This window comes from Paenibacillus sp. 01T442 (assembly GCF_056398345.1).
Map to the genome: position 1 here is coordinate 1 of NZ_JBFTPF010000095.1, position 17,477 is coordinate 17,477.

Annotated in this window: 23 protein-coding genes and 1 pseudogene; 22 read left to right on the forward strand and 2 right to left on the reverse strand. The window is 42.2% G+C overall.

The genetic code is table 11. The annotated features are described in order from the left end of the window. Positions 1 to 230: 230 nt before the first annotated feature. The 4 genes and pseudogenes from AC1DLM_RS31540 to AC1DLM_RS31555 form a co-directional block, all read left to right on the forward strand. A pseudogene (locus AC1DLM_RS31540) lies at positions 231 to 512 on the forward strand (6-carboxytetrahydropterin synthase); the annotation flags it as partial. A 253-nt stretch (positions 513 to 765) separates the two neighbouring features. Beyond that, positions 766 to 1,059 (forward strand): (2Fe-2S) ferredoxin domain-containing protein, encoded by a 294-nt coding sequence (locus AC1DLM_RS31545; RefSeq protein WP_441992318.1) that lies wholly within the window; start codon positions 766 to 768, stop codon positions 1,057 to 1,059. 87 nt (positions 1,060 to 1,146) lie between these two features. Then, positions 1,147 to 1,860: a CobW family GTP-binding protein gene (locus AC1DLM_RS31550; RefSeq protein WP_477572179.1), complete on the forward strand. Its 714-nt coding sequence runs from the start codon at positions 1,147 to 1,149 to the stop codon at positions 1,858 to 1,860. Between the two features lie 51 nt (positions 1,861 to 1,911). Next, complete coding sequence (locus tag AC1DLM_RS31555; protein WP_477572180.1) at positions 1,912 to 2,193, forward strand: CobW C-terminal domain-containing protein; 282 nt, start codon at positions 1,912 to 1,914, stop codon at positions 2,191 to 2,193. Positions 2,194 to 2,308: 115 nt separating this feature from the next. Here the strand turns inward: AC1DLM_RS31555 and AC1DLM_RS31560 are convergent, their stop codons facing one another. Both AC1DLM_RS31560 and AC1DLM_RS31565 read right to left on the reverse strand, forming a co-directional pair. After that, positions 2,309 to 3,313: a CobW family GTP-binding protein gene (locus tag AC1DLM_RS31560; protein WP_477572181.1), complete on the reverse strand. Its 1,005-nt coding sequence runs from the start codon at positions 3,311 to 3,313 to the stop codon at positions 2,309 to 2,311. Positions 3,314 to 3,336: 23 nt separating this feature from the next. Further along, on the reverse strand, positions 3,337 to 3,585 hold the full coding sequence (locus AC1DLM_RS31565) for a type B 50S ribosomal protein L31 (RefSeq protein ID WP_441992315.1): 249 nt from the start codon (positions 3,583 to 3,585) through the stop codon (positions 3,337 to 3,339). A 197-nt stretch (positions 3,586 to 3,782) separates the two neighbouring features. Between AC1DLM_RS31565 and AC1DLM_RS31570 the strand changes: the two genes are divergently transcribed. The 18 genes from AC1DLM_RS31570 to AC1DLM_RS31655 all read left to right on the forward strand — a co-directional run. Then, positions 3,783 to 4,217 carry a Fur family transcriptional regulator gene (locus AC1DLM_RS31570; protein WP_441992314.1) on the forward strand — a complete coding sequence of 145 codons (435 nt, stop codon included), beginning with the start codon at positions 3,783 to 3,785 and terminating at the stop codon, positions 4,215 to 4,217. Between the two features lie 250 nt (positions 4,218 to 4,467). Beyond that, positions 4,468 to 5,175, forward strand: coding sequence for a metal ABC transporter ATP-binding protein (locus AC1DLM_RS31575; RefSeq protein ID WP_477572182.1), 708 nt, complete (start codon positions 4,468 to 4,470; stop codon positions 5,173 to 5,175). Beyond that, positions 5,121 to 6,008, forward strand: coding sequence for a metal ABC transporter permease (locus AC1DLM_RS31580; protein ID WP_441992312.1), 888 nt, complete (start codon positions 5,121 to 5,123; stop codon positions 6,006 to 6,008). The genes AC1DLM_RS31575 and AC1DLM_RS31580 overlap by 55 nt, the downstream gene beginning before the upstream one ends. 40 nt (positions 6,009 to 6,048) lie before the next feature. Next, the gene (locus AC1DLM_RS31585) at positions 6,049 to 6,987 is read left to right on the forward strand and encodes a metal ABC transporter substrate-binding protein (RefSeq protein ID WP_477572183.1); all 939 of its coding nucleotides are present in this window, start codon (positions 6,049 to 6,051) and stop codon (positions 6,985 to 6,987) included. 78 nt (positions 6,988 to 7,065) lie between these two features. Further along, positions 7,066 to 8,286: a GTP-binding protein gene (locus AC1DLM_RS31590; RefSeq protein ID WP_477572184.1), complete on the forward strand. Its 1,221-nt coding sequence runs from the start codon at positions 7,066 to 7,068 to the stop codon at positions 8,284 to 8,286. A 36-nt stretch (positions 8,287 to 8,322) separates the two neighbouring features. Beyond that, entirely contained in the window at positions 8,323 to 8,472 is a 150-nt protein-coding gene (rpmG, locus tag AC1DLM_RS31595; RefSeq protein ID WP_171636579.1) for a 50S ribosomal protein L33, read from the forward strand. Between the two features lie 79 nt (positions 8,473 to 8,551). Beyond that, the gene (locus AC1DLM_RS31600; RefSeq protein WP_477572185.1) at positions 8,552 to 9,043 is read left to right on the forward strand and encodes a hypothetical protein; all 492 of its coding nucleotides are present in this window, start codon (positions 8,552 to 8,554) and stop codon (positions 9,041 to 9,043) included. A 12-nt stretch (positions 9,044 to 9,055) separates the two neighbouring features. Continuing rightward, positions 9,056 to 9,889 carry an AAA family ATPase gene (locus tag AC1DLM_RS31605; RefSeq protein ID WP_477572186.1) on the forward strand — a complete coding sequence of 278 codons (834 nt, stop codon included), beginning with the start codon at positions 9,056 to 9,058 and terminating at the stop codon, positions 9,887 to 9,889. A 37-nt stretch (positions 9,890 to 9,926) separates the two neighbouring features. Next, complete coding sequence (locus AC1DLM_RS31610; protein WP_441992308.1) at positions 9,927 to 10,391, forward strand: Fur family transcriptional regulator; 465 nt, start codon at positions 9,927 to 9,929, stop codon at positions 10,389 to 10,391. A gap of 82 nt (positions 10,392 to 10,473) precedes the next feature. Further along, positions 10,474 to 11,205, forward strand: coding sequence for a class I SAM-dependent methyltransferase (locus AC1DLM_RS31615; RefSeq protein WP_477572187.1), 732 nt, complete (start codon positions 10,474 to 10,476; stop codon positions 11,203 to 11,205). A 62-nt stretch (positions 11,206 to 11,267) separates the two neighbouring features. Then, complete coding sequence (locus AC1DLM_RS31620; RefSeq protein ID WP_441992306.1) at positions 11,268 to 11,900, forward strand: L,D-transpeptidase; 633 nt, start codon at positions 11,268 to 11,270, stop codon at positions 11,898 to 11,900. Between the two features lie 428 nt (positions 11,901 to 12,328). Next, a complete protein-coding gene (locus AC1DLM_RS31625; protein ID WP_477572188.1) occupies positions 12,329 to 12,757 on the forward strand; it encodes a GNAT family N-acetyltransferase in 429 nt (142 codons plus the stop codon). A 255-nt stretch (positions 12,758 to 13,012) separates the two neighbouring features. Continuing rightward, positions 13,013 to 13,636: a TetR/AcrR family transcriptional regulator gene (locus AC1DLM_RS31630; protein WP_477572189.1), complete on the forward strand. Its 624-nt coding sequence runs from the start codon at positions 13,013 to 13,015 to the stop codon at positions 13,634 to 13,636. Positions 13,637 to 14,033: 397 nt separating this feature from the next. After that, a complete protein-coding gene (locus tag AC1DLM_RS31635; protein WP_477572190.1) occupies positions 14,034 to 14,735 on the forward strand; it encodes a YhfC family glutamic-type intramembrane protease in 702 nt (233 codons plus the stop codon). A gap of 25 nt (positions 14,736 to 14,760) precedes the next feature. Further along, a complete protein-coding gene (locus AC1DLM_RS31640; RefSeq protein ID WP_477572191.1) occupies positions 14,761 to 14,961 on the forward strand; it encodes a PLD nuclease N-terminal domain-containing protein in 201 nt (66 codons plus the stop codon). After that, positions 14,958 to 15,863 carry an ABC transporter ATP-binding protein gene (locus tag AC1DLM_RS31645; RefSeq protein ID WP_477572192.1) on the forward strand — a complete coding sequence of 302 codons (906 nt, stop codon included), beginning with the start codon at positions 14,958 to 14,960 and terminating at the stop codon, positions 15,861 to 15,863. Before AC1DLM_RS31640 ends, AC1DLM_RS31645 begins: the two co-directional genes overlap by 4 nt. Further along, positions 15,860 to 16,636: an ABC transporter permease subunit gene (locus AC1DLM_RS31650; protein ID WP_477572193.1), complete on the forward strand. Its 777-nt coding sequence runs from the start codon at positions 15,860 to 15,862 to the stop codon at positions 16,634 to 16,636. The genes AC1DLM_RS31645 and AC1DLM_RS31650 overlap by 4 nt, the downstream gene beginning before the upstream one ends. 73 nt (positions 16,637 to 16,709) lie before the next feature. Next, a partial coding sequence (locus AC1DLM_RS31655) for a serine hydrolase domain-containing protein (RefSeq protein WP_477572194.1) occupies positions 16,710 to 17,477 on the forward strand: 768 nt, incomplete at its 3' end.

The following is a 17,477-nucleotide window of genomic DNA, read 5'->3' on the forward strand; positions in this document are numbered from 1 at the left end:
GCAGTGTTGTTTTGCCACTGCCTAAAAAACCACTCATAACAATCACGGGAACTTTGCTCAAAAGGAGGACTCCTTTACTCGGAATTAAAATGTAATGATTACGAATTAAATTGTATTATAAAAAACAGTTTGCTGCAAGATTTGAAAAAGCGATGTGATTTATATTTGACGTGTCGTAGTAAGGCTTGATAAGGTATTACTAATATAATAGTAATTGTTACTAATAAGATACGTATACGGTTCATCTTACAATTGTAGGAGATACCCTTGATGATAGTGGGTTTTTGGTTGATTTCAAATTGTTAAAGAAAGTCATCCACCAACGCTACGATCATACACTATTGAATGAACACGCTGACTTTGAGCATAGATTTCCTACAACTGAAATTGTGGCTGAAACAATTTGTCATCTCGTTCAGCAATTTCTTGATCCTATGTGGAATCAGCCACGTTGTTTACAAGTGATCCTACGTGAAACACCGACGAGCTATGTCGTATATCGAGCCGAATAGAATGCGTGCTTCTAATAGTTACTCACTGCAAATGGCTTATTACCTGTCACCGGAGGAAGAGAGCCAAAAAAAATAGCATGGTTATTCTCCTTGTAAATGTGATAGCCAATTACTATAATCGTAAGTATTACGAATAGTATATGCAGTGCTAGGCGTTCTGTCAAAAAAGAAAGGAGGAAGAATATTTCCTATGACAACATGGAATTTGCAGGACACTAGGTGTCATYTGCTTATATGTAATGGAGGGAGCTGTATGAACAGCCAGGGGGAAGAAGTAACGCAAGCGATTCGTGAAGAAATATCGAAGCTTGGAGCTGACAACTGGATTCATACGACACGTACGCGCTGTAATGGCAGATGTGTAGATGCTTGTGTAGTGATTGCGTATCCTGAAGGTGTTTGGTACAAAAATATCACACCTCAAACAGCGAAAGAACTCGTACGTAAGCATGCTTCTGGCGATCTGCTGGAGGAGCAGGTTGTTTATTTGTTCAAAGATACCTTTATGTCCTCTGGCAACTCAGCCGAAGGCACTTCGAAGGCATAACTTGAATTAGAATGAAAAGCTGCGCCACCCTATCATTAAACATCGTAAAAATTACTATTAAAGAAATGTCGGCGGGGAATGAACTATATGAATATTACAGTACCAATTCACATCTTTTCAGGTTTCTTAGGCAGTGGGAAAACCACATTACTAAAGAAGGCATTAGACTATTACACCGAATCAGGCAAAAAGCCTGTTGTAATCATGAATGAAATCGGTGACGTCAATTTGGATGGACTGATTGTAGGTGATGTAGTACCTATGGCAGAGATGCTCAGTGGCTGCATTTGCTGCACCATTCGTGGTGATTTGGGAATGACGCTCCAAAGTCTTTATTTGGAGCATCAACCGGATGTGATTTTTATAGAATCAACCGGCGTAGCTAATCCTATTGAGATTATTGAAGGCGTAACAGATGCTTCGCTGATTCTGCAAGTAGATTTAAAGTCCATCATTACTGTGGTTGATGCGCCGCACCTTCTCTCCTTAAGCCGTGGCAACAATGGCAAAACCTACCGTCTTATGCAGGATCAAATCCGCTGTGCCTCGCTGCTTATTATCAATAAAACGGACAAGATAACGTCTGGAGAGCTCAACGGGTTGGAAGGGATTATTCGCGGCTGGAACCCCTATGCGCCAATCCATGGCACGGTGTACTGTAACATTGATATGCATGTGCTTGATGGCTTAAACCGCACAGTGGACAAGCATGCCCTTATTAATGAGGGAAACCATCAGGAGGGGCATTCCTGTGAGCACGAACATAAACATGAACTTGAACTTGAACATGCTTGTGAGTAACACGACCACGAGGAGAACGAGAGTGGCCATCACCATACCCATGATCATGTCATGGTCTACACACACTATTTCGACCATCCCATCGAAATGGATGCATTTGAAGAAGTGATAAGCAAGCTTCCCAAGCAGGTTTATAGGGCGAAAGGCATCCTGCACTTCCAGGATGTGATGGGAATGAACCTCTATTTATTCCAATATGCGTATCGTGAAGTCGAGTTTATTAAAATAAATCCCAAGGCTACTGTTCAGAACGTAGCTGTGTTTATTGGTGAGAATTTCTCTAAAGCTGAGATACAAGCATCCCTGGATAAAATGGGTCAAAGCCTTAACTAATGCTTTAAGAGGAGATTTACAGAGATAGCTTTGAAGTTAACATAGATTCTGACCTCTTGCTATAGGAATGAATAAAGGAGCCAATCGGCTCCTTTATTTCCATATAACTGTTTCTTTAAGCTACGCAATCTGCAAATGCAGACTTGAACCATTTCTCGTCCAGATTGCGTCCGATAATAACAAACTCACTCATCGGAACTTCATTTGATTTCCAATTGCGATCGGGCGCAGAAGCGAATAGCATATGTACACCTTGGAAAATAATGCGCTTTTCAACACCCTTAATTTGAAGAACGCCTTTATACCTGAGCGTATCTGTACCGTGTTCTTGTAACCAAACCTTGAGGAATTGCTCTAGTTTATCTAGATCTAATGGTCGTTCTTCACGGAAAAAGAGTGATTTCACTTCATCATCGTGGTCGTGGTCGTGGCTTTCTAGGAATTCGGGGTCGAGTTCCAGTTTCTTATCCAATTCAAAAGCGTTAAGCCCGAGAATATGACGGATATCAATACTCGATTGTTGTGTACGATACTGCTTGGCAGCAGGATTCATAGCCCGTAAGCGTTGCTCCAGCTTAAGAAGTTCCTCTTCGGTAACGAGGTCGATTTTGTTCACAAGAAGCACATCAGAGAAAGCAACTTGCTCTTGCGCTTCATGTCCTCGGTCAAGCTGCTGCTCCGCATGTTTCGAATCCACAACGGTAACAATCGCATCCAGTCTGTAATTATTCGCAATTTGATCGTCAACAAAGAAGGTTTGTGCAACAGGAGCAGGATCCGCCAAACCAGTAGTTTCAATCAGTACACGATCGAAATGAACTTGCTTGCGTCCGTTCAAACCATTCTTCGCTTCCATAAGCTCGTCCAATATGCGAATGAGATCACCACGAACCGTACAGCAAATGCACCCATTATTCATTTCAAATATTTCTTCGTCTGCACCCACGACCAGTTGATTATCAATGCCTATTTCACCAAACTCATTGATAATAACTGCAATTTTCTCGCCATGTTCTGCCGTCATGACATGATTTAGCAATGTAGTCTTGCCTGAGCCAAGAAAACCGGTTAAGACAGTAACCGGAACGCGGTTATCTGTTTCTAAAGATACGTTGGACATGGAATCACTCCTTAGTTATTAAATTATTGTTTGAATTGAAGCTTTTTGTTGAATTTATCAACACGACCACCGGTATCCATAATTTTCTGTTTGCCCGTGTAAAAAGGATGTGACGCTGAGCTTGCATCTACGCGGATAACAGGATACGTCTGTCCATCTTCCCACTGCATCGTTTCTTTGGACGTGCGTGTCGAACCTCCCAAAAATTTGTAACCACAGCTTGCATCGAAAAAAATAACATCATAATATGCGGGATGTATCCCTTTTTTCATGAAAAGTCACCTCGATTAGTTAGTTTGAAAGACCTCATTCCTTATTCGTAAACATTACTATTACATAGTAATTGAAACACATCCAAAAAGTCAAATCAGTAAAATTACCTCTATAACGTACGTTTATACTTCTTGACTAACTCAATCCTAAGTATCAATATTAGAAATATATGCTCAACTTAGAAGGGAAAAAGAACATGGCTGACAAAACAACAGTGGAAGAAATGATCGGGATTATGATGAGAAATGGTTGGCGAATAACCGAGCAAAGACGCACGCTTGCAGAAATCTTTGCGAAGTACGATGGATATTTAACTCCAAAGTATGTCTATGATCAAATGGCAATTTCCTATCCGAGTGTCAGCTTCGATACGGTTTATAGAAACCTGCGTTTGTTAAGCGATATGGGGGCACTAGAGCAGTTCTATTTTATGGATGGRGGATTAAAATTTCGCAGCACTTGCTTGCATCACCATCATCACCATTTAATTTGTACGCATTGTGAGAAAACGCTGACGTTTGATTACTGTCCCATGGAAGCAGCAATGCCACTGCCTGGTAAGTTTAAAATTACGAGCCACCGATTTGAGATCTATGGCATTTGTGATGATTGTCAAAGTTTGAACATATAAATATAAAATGGGGTAGTCGAGAGCAGCCTGTTTCATTCATTTAACGAATGGAGCAGGCTGCTCTACAAATTGGTTATTGACACAGCTTCTTAAAAAAGATATATTTCTTGTTGTAATAAGTAATTATTACGAATAAACAAGTAATTATCGTAATTATTACATATAACGAAAGTCTTTCAAACAAAGTTTGTAATTTTTTTTGATGATTATTCGTAATATTTACATATATAATCAGGGAGGGATTGCATGTATGCTAGTGTCTTCTTTAACGGGAGTCGAGTTTGGCTATAACGATATGCCATGTATCCAAGATGCGAATATAGAGATCAAGTTAGGAGAGTTCGTTGCTGTGACCGGTCCAAACGGTGCAGCCAAATCTACGCTGCTTAAACTCTTGTTGGGTTTACTTCAACCATGGAAGGGGAATGTCTTCCTTTCTCCTTCGAATGAAGAGGGCAAGAAGTTGCAAGTAGGTTATGTCTCGCAGCAAATTTCAGCTTTCAACAGTGGATTCCCGAGTACCATATTGGAGTTTGTACGTTCTGGCAGATATGCCAAAGGATCTTGGTTTCGAAAGCTTCGCAAGGAAGATGATGTACTGACGGAGAATGCGTTGCGGCAGGTGGGTATGTGGGATTTACGCAAACGTAAAATTGGGGAGCTCTCTGGGGGGCAGAAGCAGCGGATATGCATTGCCAGAGCTCTTGCACAGGAGCCCGATATGCTTGTGCTCGATGAACCAACGACAGGAATGGATCAGGAAAGTCGCTTCGGTTTCTACCAGCTCATGCACCATCAAGTGAAGGCTCATGGGAGAACAGTCGTCATGGTGACACACGGACTTGCTGAAGCTGCACCTTATCTTGATCGGATTATTGAGTTGGAGAGGATGGAGGATGGAGGATGGAAATGTTGCACTACGACTTCATGCAGCGGGCATTTTGTGCCGGTGGGTTAATTGCTGTTATTGCCTCTGTTCTCGGTGTGTATCTCATGCTTCGAAGGCAAGCGCTTATGGCAGATATGCTTTCTCATGTCTCCTTGGCAGGCGTAGCAGGTGGCGCCTACTTGCACATAAATCCAACTTTAGCCGGATTTATTGTAGCCACTTTGGGTGCTATTGCTGTTGAATATGTAAGGCGGTCCTATAAGTCTTATAGCGAAATCTCGGTAGCCATTATTATGGTTGGAGGTTTGTCTTCTGCTGTAATTATTATGAGTCTAAATCAAAGTATTAATAAAGGATTTTCTGCTTATTTGTTCGGTTCTGTCGTTGCCGTGAATGAAACTGAGCTCCTGCTTATGCTAGCCGTTGCTTTGATTGGAGGCGTTTTTTTTATTCTGTTTCGTCGTCCGCTTTATCAGATTACATTTGATGAAGATACAGCAAAGACAAATGGACTCCCTGTGAAATGGATTTCGCTTGGTTTTAGTGTCTTAACCGGCATGATTGTATCCGCCGCTATGCCTATCGTTGGTGTGCTTCTTGTTTCGGCACTTATTGTGCTTCCTGCGGCACTGGCCATACGCATAGCACCTAGCTTCACCTCGTCACTTTTTATTGCAATGGGTATTGGTTTGCTGGGGGTTTTCTCCGGGCTAACCGCATCTTATGAATTCAGTACTCCTCCAGGAGGAACAATTGCCATTCTGTTGCTAATCGTTCTAATTGCTGGATTAAGTGTCAAAAAAGTTTTAGTGAAGCTCAGTAAAGCAAGTAACAAAAAGAAGCTTCAAACAGAAGAAAGCGCATTTCGCAGCATACATCAAATGACTAACGAATCGATCTAACTAACTTATCATTTTAAATTAAATTGGGGGAATCATGAAAATGAAAAAAACATGGGTAGCCAAATCACTCGCATTCACTGCATTATCAACTGTACTTTTAACAGGATGTGCTTCTAAGACGGTTTCTAGTGATGGAAAGCTAAATGTTGTAACAACCTTTTACCCAATGTRCGAATTCACTAAGCAGGTAGCTGGTGACCATGCGAATGTCATTGCTTTAATCCCTGCAGGCGCTGAGCCGCATGATTGGGAGCCAAGTGCGAAAGATATGAAAAAAGTGAAGGAAGCCGGTGTTTTTGTTTACAACGGTATTGTTGAAGGCTGGGCAGAACAAGCATTGAAGAGTGCCGCGAATACGAAGCGAGTCGTCGTTGAAGCAAGTAAAGGCATTGATTTAATGGAAGGCCTACCGGAGGAAGAGGAAGAAGGTCATAAAGAAGCTGATGGCGGTAAAATCTTGGACCCTCATGTTTGGCTCGATCCGATTCTAGCGCAGAAAGAGGTTGAAACTATCTTTAATGGTTTAGCACAAGCAGATCCTGCACATAAAGATGACTATCGTAAAAATGCTGATGTGTTTATCGGAAAGCTTAAATCCTTGGATGAATCGTACCGAACCGCTCTCAAAGGTGTCAAACAGAAAGATTTCGTAACGCAGCATGCCGCTTTCGGTTATTTAGCTAAAGAGTATGGCCTCACACAAGTGCCAATCGCAGGACTCTCGCCTGAAGAAGAACCAGCTCCGGGTAAGATGGCGGACATCATCAAATTTGCCAAGGATAATCAGGTAAAGACGATCTTTTTTGAGACGTTGGTGGATCCGAAAGTGGCTCAAACAATTGCCAAAGAAATCAACGCCAAAACGGATGTCCTTAATCCAATCGAGGGTTTAACGGATGAAGATAAGAAGAAAAATCTAGACTACATTGGTGTTATGAGCAATAATCTGGAAGCATTGAAGAAAGCGTTAAATGAATAAAAAGCAACCAAGAAAACCATGTGGTTGCTTATCGCTTGCGTAATATACGTAAAATTTACGAATAAAAGGAGTATGAGGATGTTAGATCGTAGAATACCTGTCACAGTATTAAGCGGCTACTTGGGAGCCGGTAAAACAACACTGTTAAATCATGTGCTGCATAATCGGGATGGCTTGAAGGTAGCCGTCATTGTAAATGATTTAAGCGAAGTCAACATCGATGCCAATCTGATAAGAGAAGGCAACGGACTGTCTCGGACGAGTGAAAGCCTAGTGGAGATGTCCAATGGCTGTATCTGCTGTACCCTTCGTGAGGATTTATTGAATGAAGTGGAGCGGCTAGCCAAAGAGGAGAAATTTGATTATATCCTCATTGAATCAACTGGCGTTGGTGAGCCTTTACCCGTTGCACAGACTTTTAGCTACTTGGATGAGGAAAAAGGGATAGATTTGACACAATTCTGCCGACTGGACACGATGGTGACCGTAGTCGATGCTTATCGCTTCTGGACCGATTATTCATCAGGAGAAACATTGCTTGAACGCAGTCAAGCCGTTKGGGAAGATGACACGCGAGAAGTTGTAGATCTGCTCATCGATCAGATTGAGTTCTGTGATGTCCTAATCTTGAACAAATGCGATATGCTGGAAGAAGAGGAGCTGCAGGAGCTCGAKGGTGTACTTCGCGCGTTACAGCCAAGAGCGAAATTCATTCGTTCCGTGCAGGGAATGGTCGCTCCCGCAGAAATTCTGAATACGCATCTCTTCAATTTCGATGAGGCTAGTACATCTGCAGGTTGGATGAGAGAAATGKAGAAGGAAAACCATACCCCTGAAACGGAAGAATACGGTATTTCCTCCTTTGTCTATGAACGAGTAAGGCCTTTCGAGCCTTCACGCTTGATGAGCTGGATGGAAGATTGGCCAGCTGAGATTGTTCGGGCGAAAGGCATCATGTGGTTGGCGACTCGTAATGACCATGCTCAGAATTTAAGCCAGGCAGGTCCTTCCATTCAGTTCGGCCCAGCAGGATATTGGGTGTCTGCGCTTCCAGATGGCGAAAGAGAGGCAGTTCTTGAAGAAGATGCAGATCAAATTAAGCACTGGGATGACACCTATGGTGATCGGATTAATAAAGTTGTCTTCATTGGGATAGAGATGGATCGTGCTGAAATTGTGGCCTCGCTAGATGCCTGCTTATTAACGGATGCTGAACTGCAAGGCGATTGGAATCAATTTGAAGATCCCTTGCCGAATTCGATGATGGAATTAGAAGAAGCCTGTMCATTGCCGCAATAGCATCAATTGAGAGGTTACCGATAGGAGGTGAACGGAATGAGAGTCGTAATTACTTTGGCATGTACTGAAACAGGTGATAGAAACTACACAACGACCAAGAATAAAAGAAACAACCCAGCTCGTCTTGAGTTAAAAAAGTTTTGTCCAAGGTTGAATCGTGTGACGCTTCATCGTGAAACGCGATAAGGATAACATAGGAAGTCCGGGCTGCTTGTCCGGGCTTCCTGTTTAATAAAGAGATATCCGAAGGAGGTCTGGCCGTCTGATGAGGATGAATGCCAAAGAGGACAAAGAAATCATAATGAGCCAACACTCCAAAGCGCAGTGGCATCGCCGCGGAGAGGAATTACTGCTATGGGCAGCTCGAGATAAGGAGCGCAAGCAGGTGAAGTTGACCACATTGTTTGGAAGTATCCTTGTTGATCTGCAATTGTTTCCAGCGTTGACATCCCTTCAGCAGAAGGGCATCGTGACTGAATTTTCTTGCGCGGGTGTTAGCCCTCTCGATGAGCCTGAAGACCATTCCCTGTATGCGTATCTAACTTTAATAGCCTCAGAGCAAGCAGAGCAATTCGTTCATTTGACAATGAAGCGCATGAAACATCGTGTATTGGTATCCTTTGAACCAGGAAGGAATCGATACGATCTTTCATCCTTTTACATAGGCCACAACCGTTCTTTCTGTCGACTGCTTCAGGAATGTGCGGAAACATTCGAATTCTTAGATCTTGCTGGTTCAATACAAACAACGAAGTGAGGAGCAGCATTGGTGACCATTAAGAAAAACATACGTCTCCCTAAATCCAAGGGGATAGAGACGGCAACTGTCTATACACCTGATGAATGTTTGAAAAAGATAAAGCATATTGTCCTGCAAGCAAATAATCAGCAGATCGTGGAAGAGTTCATAACCATACAGAATATGAAAGCGAAATTCGAGGAAGCGGATGTACCAATTCCGAATAAAATCGTGATGTTTGGCCCTCCTGGAACTGGGAAAACGCTAACAGCCTTTTATCTAGCTCATCGTCTGGAATTGCCACTCATTGTTGTTCGATTAGATGCGATCATACATAGTCATCTAGGTGAAACCGGTTCGAACGTTCGAAAAATATTCGAATTCGCCAAACTAGCGCAATGTGTACTGTTTCTGGATGAATTTGACGCTGTTGCAAGAGCGAGGGATTCGATCGATGAAGTGAAAGAGATGGCCAGGGTCGTGAATACCCTCCTTCAATGTCTCGATGAATTTCAAGGCAACAGTATATTTATAGCTGCGACGAATCTGGAAGAGGAATTGGATAATGCAGTTTGGCGCCGGTTTGACACACGCATGAATTATGCTTTGCCTAACAAAGACGAGTTGGGACTATTTCTAACGAAATTAATTGGGGGTTCGGCAGGTAATAGTGCGCTCATTGAGCAATCGAAGGAACTATTGCAGGGCTGCAGCTTTGCTGATATTGAGCAAATTATACTGAAAGCCAAGCGTAGAATGATTATCGAAGATAGTGAATGGAGTTACGATATAATCCTTCATGGTTATGAGGCTTATCATCCGAGAAGCTTGCCAAGTGAAAGACAGGCAGTTGGATCGAGTTGAATTTTTTCAAGAGGTCAGTGGAGGGGGGAGCATTTGAATGGTTGAGCCTTGTGGGAAGGATTTGGTTGAGCCGTTTCGAAAGCTGGCAAAGAAAGGCTCCAAGTTAACCGAGCAACGTAAAGCTATGATCCATTTAATTCAAGAGTCCACGCGACCTCTGACTGCGATTGATATCTATCAAAAGCTAGAGAAAACATTCCTCGGACTGAGCTATGGCACCGTATATCAGAATATTAAGCTTTTTACTGAGTTGATGATCATTGAACCCTTCGTTCTCGGGGAGGAGGTTCGCTATCGCATGATGGATCCAGAGCATCCCAAGTATCATTTGATCTGTGTTGACTGCGAACGGACGATTCCCATTGATGCGAAGACGGAGCGCTTCGATCTCCCCACGGTGACGGATAGCTTCAAACCAATTAGTTACAAACTTGATGTGTATGGTTATTGTACAGCGTGCAGTTTAAATCATAAGAGCGACTGTGCTTCCTTGTCGGACTGAAGGATCCGATTCCTAAGTTTTATTGCGTTTTAATCGTAATTATTACATATAATCACTTAAAGGAAATGAGTGAGGTGACATTATGAAAGATTGGTATAAAGATAGCTTTGGTCAAGATTATTTAATGGTTTATAAGCATAGGGATCATCAAGKAGCTTACAACGAGGTAAAAGAAATGGTTGAATGGCTACAATTACCAAAGGAAGCTACCATTCTTGATTTATGCTGTGGGATGGGTCGTCATTCGATGGCATTAACCGAGTTTGGTTACCTCGTAACGGGAGTTGACTTGTCTCAAGTTTTATTGTCAGAAGCTAAGAACAATGACAGGGACGGTAAAGTTGAGTGGCTGCTTAGTGACATGCGAGCAGTACCGCGGGAACAATCATTTGATGCTATTGTGAATTTATTTACATCTTTTGGATATTTTGAGTCTGATAATGAAAATCAAAAAGTTCTTCATGAAGTCTACAGACTACTAAAGCCAGGGGGTCAATACATTATAGATTATTTAAACCCAGGTTACGTGACAACACATTTGGTTGCTGCTTCGGAACGAGAAGAAGAGGGACTGGTTATAAAGGAAGAACGGAGTATAGAAGGCGGTTACGTTCGAAAGCGAATTAAGATTTCTCAGACAGGAGCATCTGATCGTAACTACATAGAGCAGATTAAACTCTACGACAAACTTATGATGTTGGAAATGATGAATCGCGCTAATCTAGTTGTTGATAAAGTTTATGGTAGTTATGAAGGCCAAGTCAATGATGATAATCTATCTCCACGCATGATCTTCATAGGGCACAAAGAGTGATATTTCATTTCACTCCTTACAAGATTATATGCGTGATTCATCTATAAAAGGAAGGGATACTTATGTTTCGTTTGTTTTCGCTTTTTAGAATTCTGATTATTGTTAGTATAGTTTTGAGTGGTTGCCAGTCCGCTAAAGCGGTAGTAGTGACACAATTGAATACAATACCAAATGCAGCGGTAACCGCTCCTGAGGAACCGTTGTCGTCTCAAAACATAGCTGATTTACCTTCCCGAGATTCTCAGCCAGTAGTAGATTGGACACAACCTTCTGGAGGAGAATACCCAAAGGTCTCGAAGGAGGAAGCTATATGGATCGATGTCTCTATTGACAAGCAACGAGTTTACATCAAAGATGGTGAACGTACATTATACACCATGGTGACTTCTTCAGGGCTAGATACGTCCCCAGACAATTCAACACCTAAGGGTACGTTCTATGTCCAGTCAGAAAGAGGCGAATGGTTTTATAACAATTCCGAACATGAAGGCGCGAAATACTATGTTTCGTGGAAGAACCACGGAGAGTTTTTGTTCCATACAGTGGCCATGGATAAGAAYGGGAATGTAATTGAAGAAGAAGCAAAAAAACTTGGTCAAAAGGCTTCCCATGGTTGTTTCCGTCTAACAATCTCAGATGCAAAATGGCTTTATGATCACATACCAGTTAAAACGAAGGTAGTCGTTCGCAATTAAGTATCCTAAATTTGAAAACTGTGATGATATAATTCAGCAAAATAAGATAAGACAAGCTTATTTAATTAATGAAAAAATCGTCGGGTTTATCCTGGTTACTTCCCCTCCTTATGTTGCAGAAGATGTGGACTATTCGGTGCAGGAGTTATTTGTATTGCCCAAATATAGAGGCGAAGAAGGCTTTATTGAGATTGAAGGAAATGTAATGCAGACGATAGGTATGAAATTTACGGTATCCTGCGATGTAGTTAGCTAAAAGTTTCTTTAACCGTTAAACCGCCCAACCAACGGATAACATTTGTTCAATAAGAAATCAGGAAGAGGCTGCCGGCATCAATCGGCAGCCTCGTTGAAGTAAAGGGCAGGTTTCTTCAATGAATTCGTCGAATACTCAAATGTGTTCTTTTTCCATCGAAAGGAGGGTTATTATGGAAAATAATCTTTTAATTCTAAAAAGAGTTCCAACGATATCAGAATATATAAAGGTTTGTTGTGCGGTTGGTTGGGAAGATTATATGAATTTCGAAGTTGCAGAAGAATCTTTAAACCAATCGCTGTTTGGTGTAATTGTCCAATACCAAGGTGAAGTAGTGGGAATGGGCAGAGTAATTGGTGACGGGAGAATCTATTTTTACATTCAGGATATAGCAGTCTTACCTGAGCATCAAAACAAAGGAATAGGCAAATTAATAATGGAAACTATCCAAGAATACTTAAAGGAAAACGCTCCCGAAAAATCATTTGTCGGTTTGTTTGCAGCACAAGGTAAAGAATCTTTTTATAATAAATACGGCTTTAAAAAGCATGAAGGAATGACAGGAATGTTCGGCGTTATTCATGATAAGGATGTAAAGTAAGGGAAACTGTTAACGGGTACTTTAGCTCAATAAAACAGAAGAAGGCTGCCGACAGTAGCATATAGGTAGTCTTCTCAGCTAAAGGGCTGTTAACGGTTACCAATTATACTCGAATTACTTTATTGTATTTTGGACGTTATTCTATTGGAGGATGAATATAGTGAATATGCTTTGATTAGGGACATGCTATTGAAATTAGATATTAATTAAGCTTTTTAATTTCACATAAATGTACTGATATGGAGTGATGCGGTTATGCCAAAAGTCTCTGATGAACATAAGGAGCAACGGATTGAACAAATTCTGTTATCAGCGTCAGAGGTGTTCAAACGCAAAGGGTATGAACAAGCGACGCTGAAGGACATTGTTGAGGAAGCAGGGATGAGTCGGGGTTGGATTTATTTGTATTTCAAGGATAAAATGACTATCTTTTTTGCTTTAATCGATTATGTAGATTCTCAGCTTAAGAAGCAAATGTCGACGTTGCTAAAAGAGAATCATGAATCCGTACGAGGTGTACTAACAAGTTATTTGCAAGAGACAAGTCAATCGATTGATAGTCTTGTAGATAGCGTAGTGCCTGCAATCTATGAGTTTTGTACAGCAGGGTGGAGAGAGCAGAGAGTGCGGGATTTTTTTGTGAATAGGCACATCCGTGTGACTGCAATATTTATTGATGTGATTCGTAGGGGCGTAGAAAAAGGGGAATTCAAACCAACTCRATCAGTGGATGAAATCGTGAAATATATGATGTCTTGTCTAGACGGTATAATGCTGCATAGTTTGGCGTTTGGATCACAGCAAACGGATGCTGTACAGCAAATTCATCAATTGACAATTCAGTTGATGGTCTTGCTTGGAGCAAATTCAGAGAAATAATGGTAAAATACATTGAAAATGAACCGCGTGTCATTTATAATAAATGACACGCGGTTCATTTATTTTCCGGGAGTGTGTTGCATGGTTAATCAGTTGATCCTGAAGGCATTCATCTCGTTCTAGATGATCTGAAAGTGCTGTGTGAGAGGGAGGATGTTACGGAAATCATCTGTTCCATTTAGTTATTTTGTCTATTTAGACGCTAGGAGGAATTATTATCACAATTCTAGTTAGAAATCCTCAATCAAAAAAGGTTCAGATGATTATAAATGAAGGAGCGATACCAGAAGTATGCGGAAATTGGGCCGGAGGGGGAGAAGGCGATGATTGATTTCAACGATTGTCATTCCTGAAGCCGATATYGGGCAACAAAAGACAAATGAAGGAGACAAGAACAATGAGCACGACAGTCCAGAATCAAGATTCAAATTTTGAAAGCTTCAATCATGCAACGAGAAGATCGCTCCTTTTTTTACCGATGTATATTCTAGTTCCTCTCATTTTTTGGTTCGGTTTTTGGGCATTAGGCTATAAGATGGAATGGAATGCATTCGGACTAGGGGCGCTTGGTTGGTTCATCGCGCTGATGTTGAGGGGGCCACTGAGTGCGCTTGTTATGAGAATGCCTCAGGAAAGAGCGAAGAACATCATCGTCGCAAGCTCAGGGGTGCTGGAGGAAAGCGCAAGGCTTGTCCTATTGGCGGTTACATCCGCATCATCATCCTGGGCGATCTCGATTGGCCAAGGTTGGGCGGCTATAGAAGTGATATTCGTAATGGTGAATATCGTTATCATCGCAACACTTGCGAATCGGACCGATGAGAAGGCGTTACAGGCAAAGCAGCTTCTTGAAGCGCAGGGCACGATTCAAGCCAGCCCTTTGTGGGGAATTCTAGAGCGAATTTGGGCATCCGCTTTCCATATTGGATGCACGTTGATTGTCGCCTTCTATCCCTGGTCGGTTATGCTGCTTATTCCGCTGCATAGCTCGGTAAACATGATTACAGTAAAATTGGTTGCTCGATCGATCGGAAGGTCTAGCTTGTTCATTGCAGCTATCGKCATCACGACAATAATCGTAGGAATTCTGCTCATCTAATTACATTTCAATTGGAGGAATTATCATGCAATTACAAGATCTTAATCTAGCCGTTATACTGCCTATCGTAGTGATTCAACTTATTCTAATGATTATTGCGTTTGTGGACTTGTACAGAAGAGAAACGACAAGAGGACCGAAGCTGTTATGGGTGTTCGTTATTCTCCTAGGTAATATACTTGGTTCGATTGTTTACTTTACAGTTGGAAGGAAGAGTGAATCGTGAGTTTGCTTGAGATAAGCGGGTTAGTCAAACGGTTTGGAACGAGTACCGCTGTCGATGGTTTATCATTTAACATCTCACAGGGTCGTTGTATGGCTCTTCTGGGTCCTAATGGAGCAGGTAAGACAACGACTTTAAAGATGCTTTCCGGGTTGCTGGAGCCTTCTTCTGGAACAATCCAATTTACGGACGAAGCTCAGAAAGATCTACGGGAGTCGATAGGCTATTTGCCGCAATACCCTTCGTTCTTTAATTGGATGAGCGGCAAAGAATTTCTTGAATTTACAGGTAAGCTTGCTCGAATATCGTCGAAAGAAGCAGTAAGCCGAGCAGATGAACTGTTGGAACGCGTAGGTTTGAAGGGAGTGGCGAAACGTAAAATCAGCGGGTATTCCGGAGGGATGAAACAGCGGCTCGGATTGGCACAAGCGATCATTCATCGTCCTAAGCTGCTTATTCTTGATGAGCCGGTGTCTGCGCTTGATCCGCAGGGACGTCGGGAAGTCATGGAGCTTCTGAGAGAAATGAAGCGGGAAACGACGGTTCTCTTCTCCACCCATGTCCTGCATGATGCGGAGGAAATAAGCGACGATGTCATCATTATGAATCGAGGGCGTATTGTTGTGAAGGGAGATCTGCAACAATTAATGTTAAATCATCAGAAGCCGCAGATTCGAATTAATGTCGGAAATGCCCTTCCGAAGTGGATTCAAGGCTTACAAAATCGGCCATTCGTAAAAGAAATCGAATTCGAGCATGGCAGGATTACCCTGCAGGTTACCAGCATACCTGAGGCGAGGCAATCCCTTTTAAGGGAGATAGCCGACTTAGGAATGGAAGTTGAGAGCTTCGAGGTTGGTAATTCCTCGTTGGAAGATTTGTTTATGAAGGCGGTGCAAGCATGAGTACGTGGACACTTCTGTTTCACAAGGAAATGCTGGAGAGTGCACGCAATTATAAATGGTTATGGATTCCTCTTGTGTTTCTGTTTCTTGGAATATCGAATCCGGTTACCTMTTATTATATGCCTCAAATATTGGAGGCAGGAGGGGTTGCAGCAGACGCAGCAAAGCTGATTCCCCTTCCAACATCTGAAGAAATTATGGTGAAGTCCTTGTCTCAATATGGGACGCTTGGCTTGCTCGTGCTCGCTCTTTCCTTCATGGGGATCGTTGCTGCAGAACGGCAGTCCGGTTCGGTCATCATGGTGCTGGTTAAGCCGGTGTCGCACACGAGCTATATTCTGGCGAAGTGGTCTGGGATGAATGTCATTACACTAGCGGCTGTTGGGCTTGGGCAGTTCGGAACCTGGTATTATACTAGTGTTCTTTTCGATAGTATCCCCTTTCAATTGGTATGGACCAGCTATTTGATTTTCTCTTTATGGCTAATGTTCATTAATACGATAACCCTTCTCCTTAGCTCTATTCTGAAATCAACTGGAGGAATAGCCTTTATTTCATTAGCGTTAGCCGCCGTTCTTGCTATTCTCACTCAGGTGCTTGGTGATACGATGAAGTGGAGTCCGAGCCGATTGACAGGCGAAGCGGGGCAAATCCTGCTGAAAGGTCAAGKGGGGGAGAATATGTGGTTAGCGATAGTTCTATCCAGCGTGTTTATTGTCGTATTATTAGCGGGTGCTGTGGCCGCTTCAAGACGTATGTGGACTAAAGCATGATGAATGGAATTGAATCGAGTCATGCGACTTTACGAACAACTTACACAAATAGCGGATTTCAGGAGGATAATTTGTGAAAAAAATACTAAAAAGAACTTTATATAGTTTATTTATTCTACTTATAGTATCGATTGCAGCGGTATTATTGTTCGGATACTCCAATCCATCTAAACTGCCGGGGGATCTACAAAAGAAATTGGATACATTCATGGCCAAAAAGGAAAACTTCAGCGGTATCGTTCTCGTTGCCAAAGACGGTAACATTGTCATGGAAAAAGGGTATGGAATGGCCAACAAGGGGGAAGGCCTCGCTAATCAGCCGAATACTAAATTTAGAATCGCATCCATTTCAAAAACGTTTACAGCTACAGCGATCATGCAACTGGAAGAAAAGGGACTGCTCTCCGTTCAAGATCCATTAAGCAAATATTATCCTGATCTTCCGAACAGTGAGTCCATTACGCTTCATCATCTATTGAGCCACTCCTCAGGGTATGTTGATTATTTTCAGACGAAGGAGTTCGAACTTGACCACAAGTACTCAAAGGGAGAGCTAGTCGATTTGTTTAAGGACAAACCAATAAAGTTCACACCTGGCAAAAAGTTCAGTTATAGCAATTCCGGATTTTTCTTACTGGGGATGATTGTTGAAAAAGTATCGGGTCAGTCATACGAAGACTACATTACTGAGAATATATTTAAGCCAGCAGGCATGGGCGACTCTTCCTTCACCGTTGAAAATCCAATCGAAATGGCAATGGGTTATGTGAAAGGGGAGCCTGGCCCAAAAACGGACCCATCGATCGCTTTTGCAGCAGGAGATATTACATCGACTGCACAG

Excerpts from the sequence above, each read along its gene's own strand:
- AC1DLM_RS31600 (WP_477572185.1), top strand. The coding sequence starts at position 8,552 with ATGAGGATGAATGCCAAAGAGGACAAAGAAATCATAATGAGCCAACAC.
- rpmG (WP_171636579.1), top strand. The coding sequence starts at position 8,323 with ATGAGAGTCGTAATTACTTTGGCATGTACTGAAACAGGTGATAGAAAC.
- AC1DLM_RS31550 (WP_477572179.1), top strand. The coding sequence starts at position 1,147 with ATGAATATTACAGTACCAATTCACATCTTTTCAGGTTTCTTAGGCAGT.
- AC1DLM_RS31545 (WP_441992318.1), top strand. The coding sequence starts at position 766 with ATGAACAGCCAGGGGGAAGAAGTAACGCAAGCGATTCGTGAAGAAATA.
- AC1DLM_RS31610 (WP_441992308.1), top strand. The coding sequence starts at position 9,927 with ATGGTTGAGCCTTGTGGGAAGGATTTGGTTGAGCCGTTTCGAAAGCTG.
- AC1DLM_RS31625 (WP_477572188.1), top strand. The coding sequence starts at position 12,329 with ATGGAAAATAATCTTTTAATTCTAAAAAGAGTTCCAACGATATCAGAA.
- AC1DLM_RS31640 (WP_477572191.1), top strand. The coding sequence starts at position 14,761 with ATGCAATTACAAGATCTTAATCTAGCCGTTATACTGCCTATCGTAGTG.
- AC1DLM_RS31575 (WP_477572182.1), top strand. The coding sequence starts at position 4,468 with ATGCTAGTGTCTTCTTTAACGGGAGTCGAGTTTGGCTATAACGATATG.
- AC1DLM_RS31555 (WP_477572180.1), top strand. The coding sequence starts at position 1,912 with ATGGTCTACACACACTATTTCGACCATCCCATCGAAATGGATGCATTT.
- AC1DLM_RS31565 (WP_441992315.1), bottom strand. The coding sequence starts at position 3,585 with ATGAAAAAAGGGATACATCCCGCATATTATGATGTTATTTTTTTCGAT.
- AC1DLM_RS31580 (WP_441992312.1), top strand. The coding sequence starts at position 5,121 with ATGGAAATGTTGCACTACGACTTCATGCAGCGGGCATTTTGTGCCGGT.
- AC1DLM_RS31560 (WP_477572181.1), bottom strand. The coding sequence starts at position 3,313 with ATGTCCAACGTATCTTTAGAAACAGATAACCGCGTTCCGGTTACTGTC.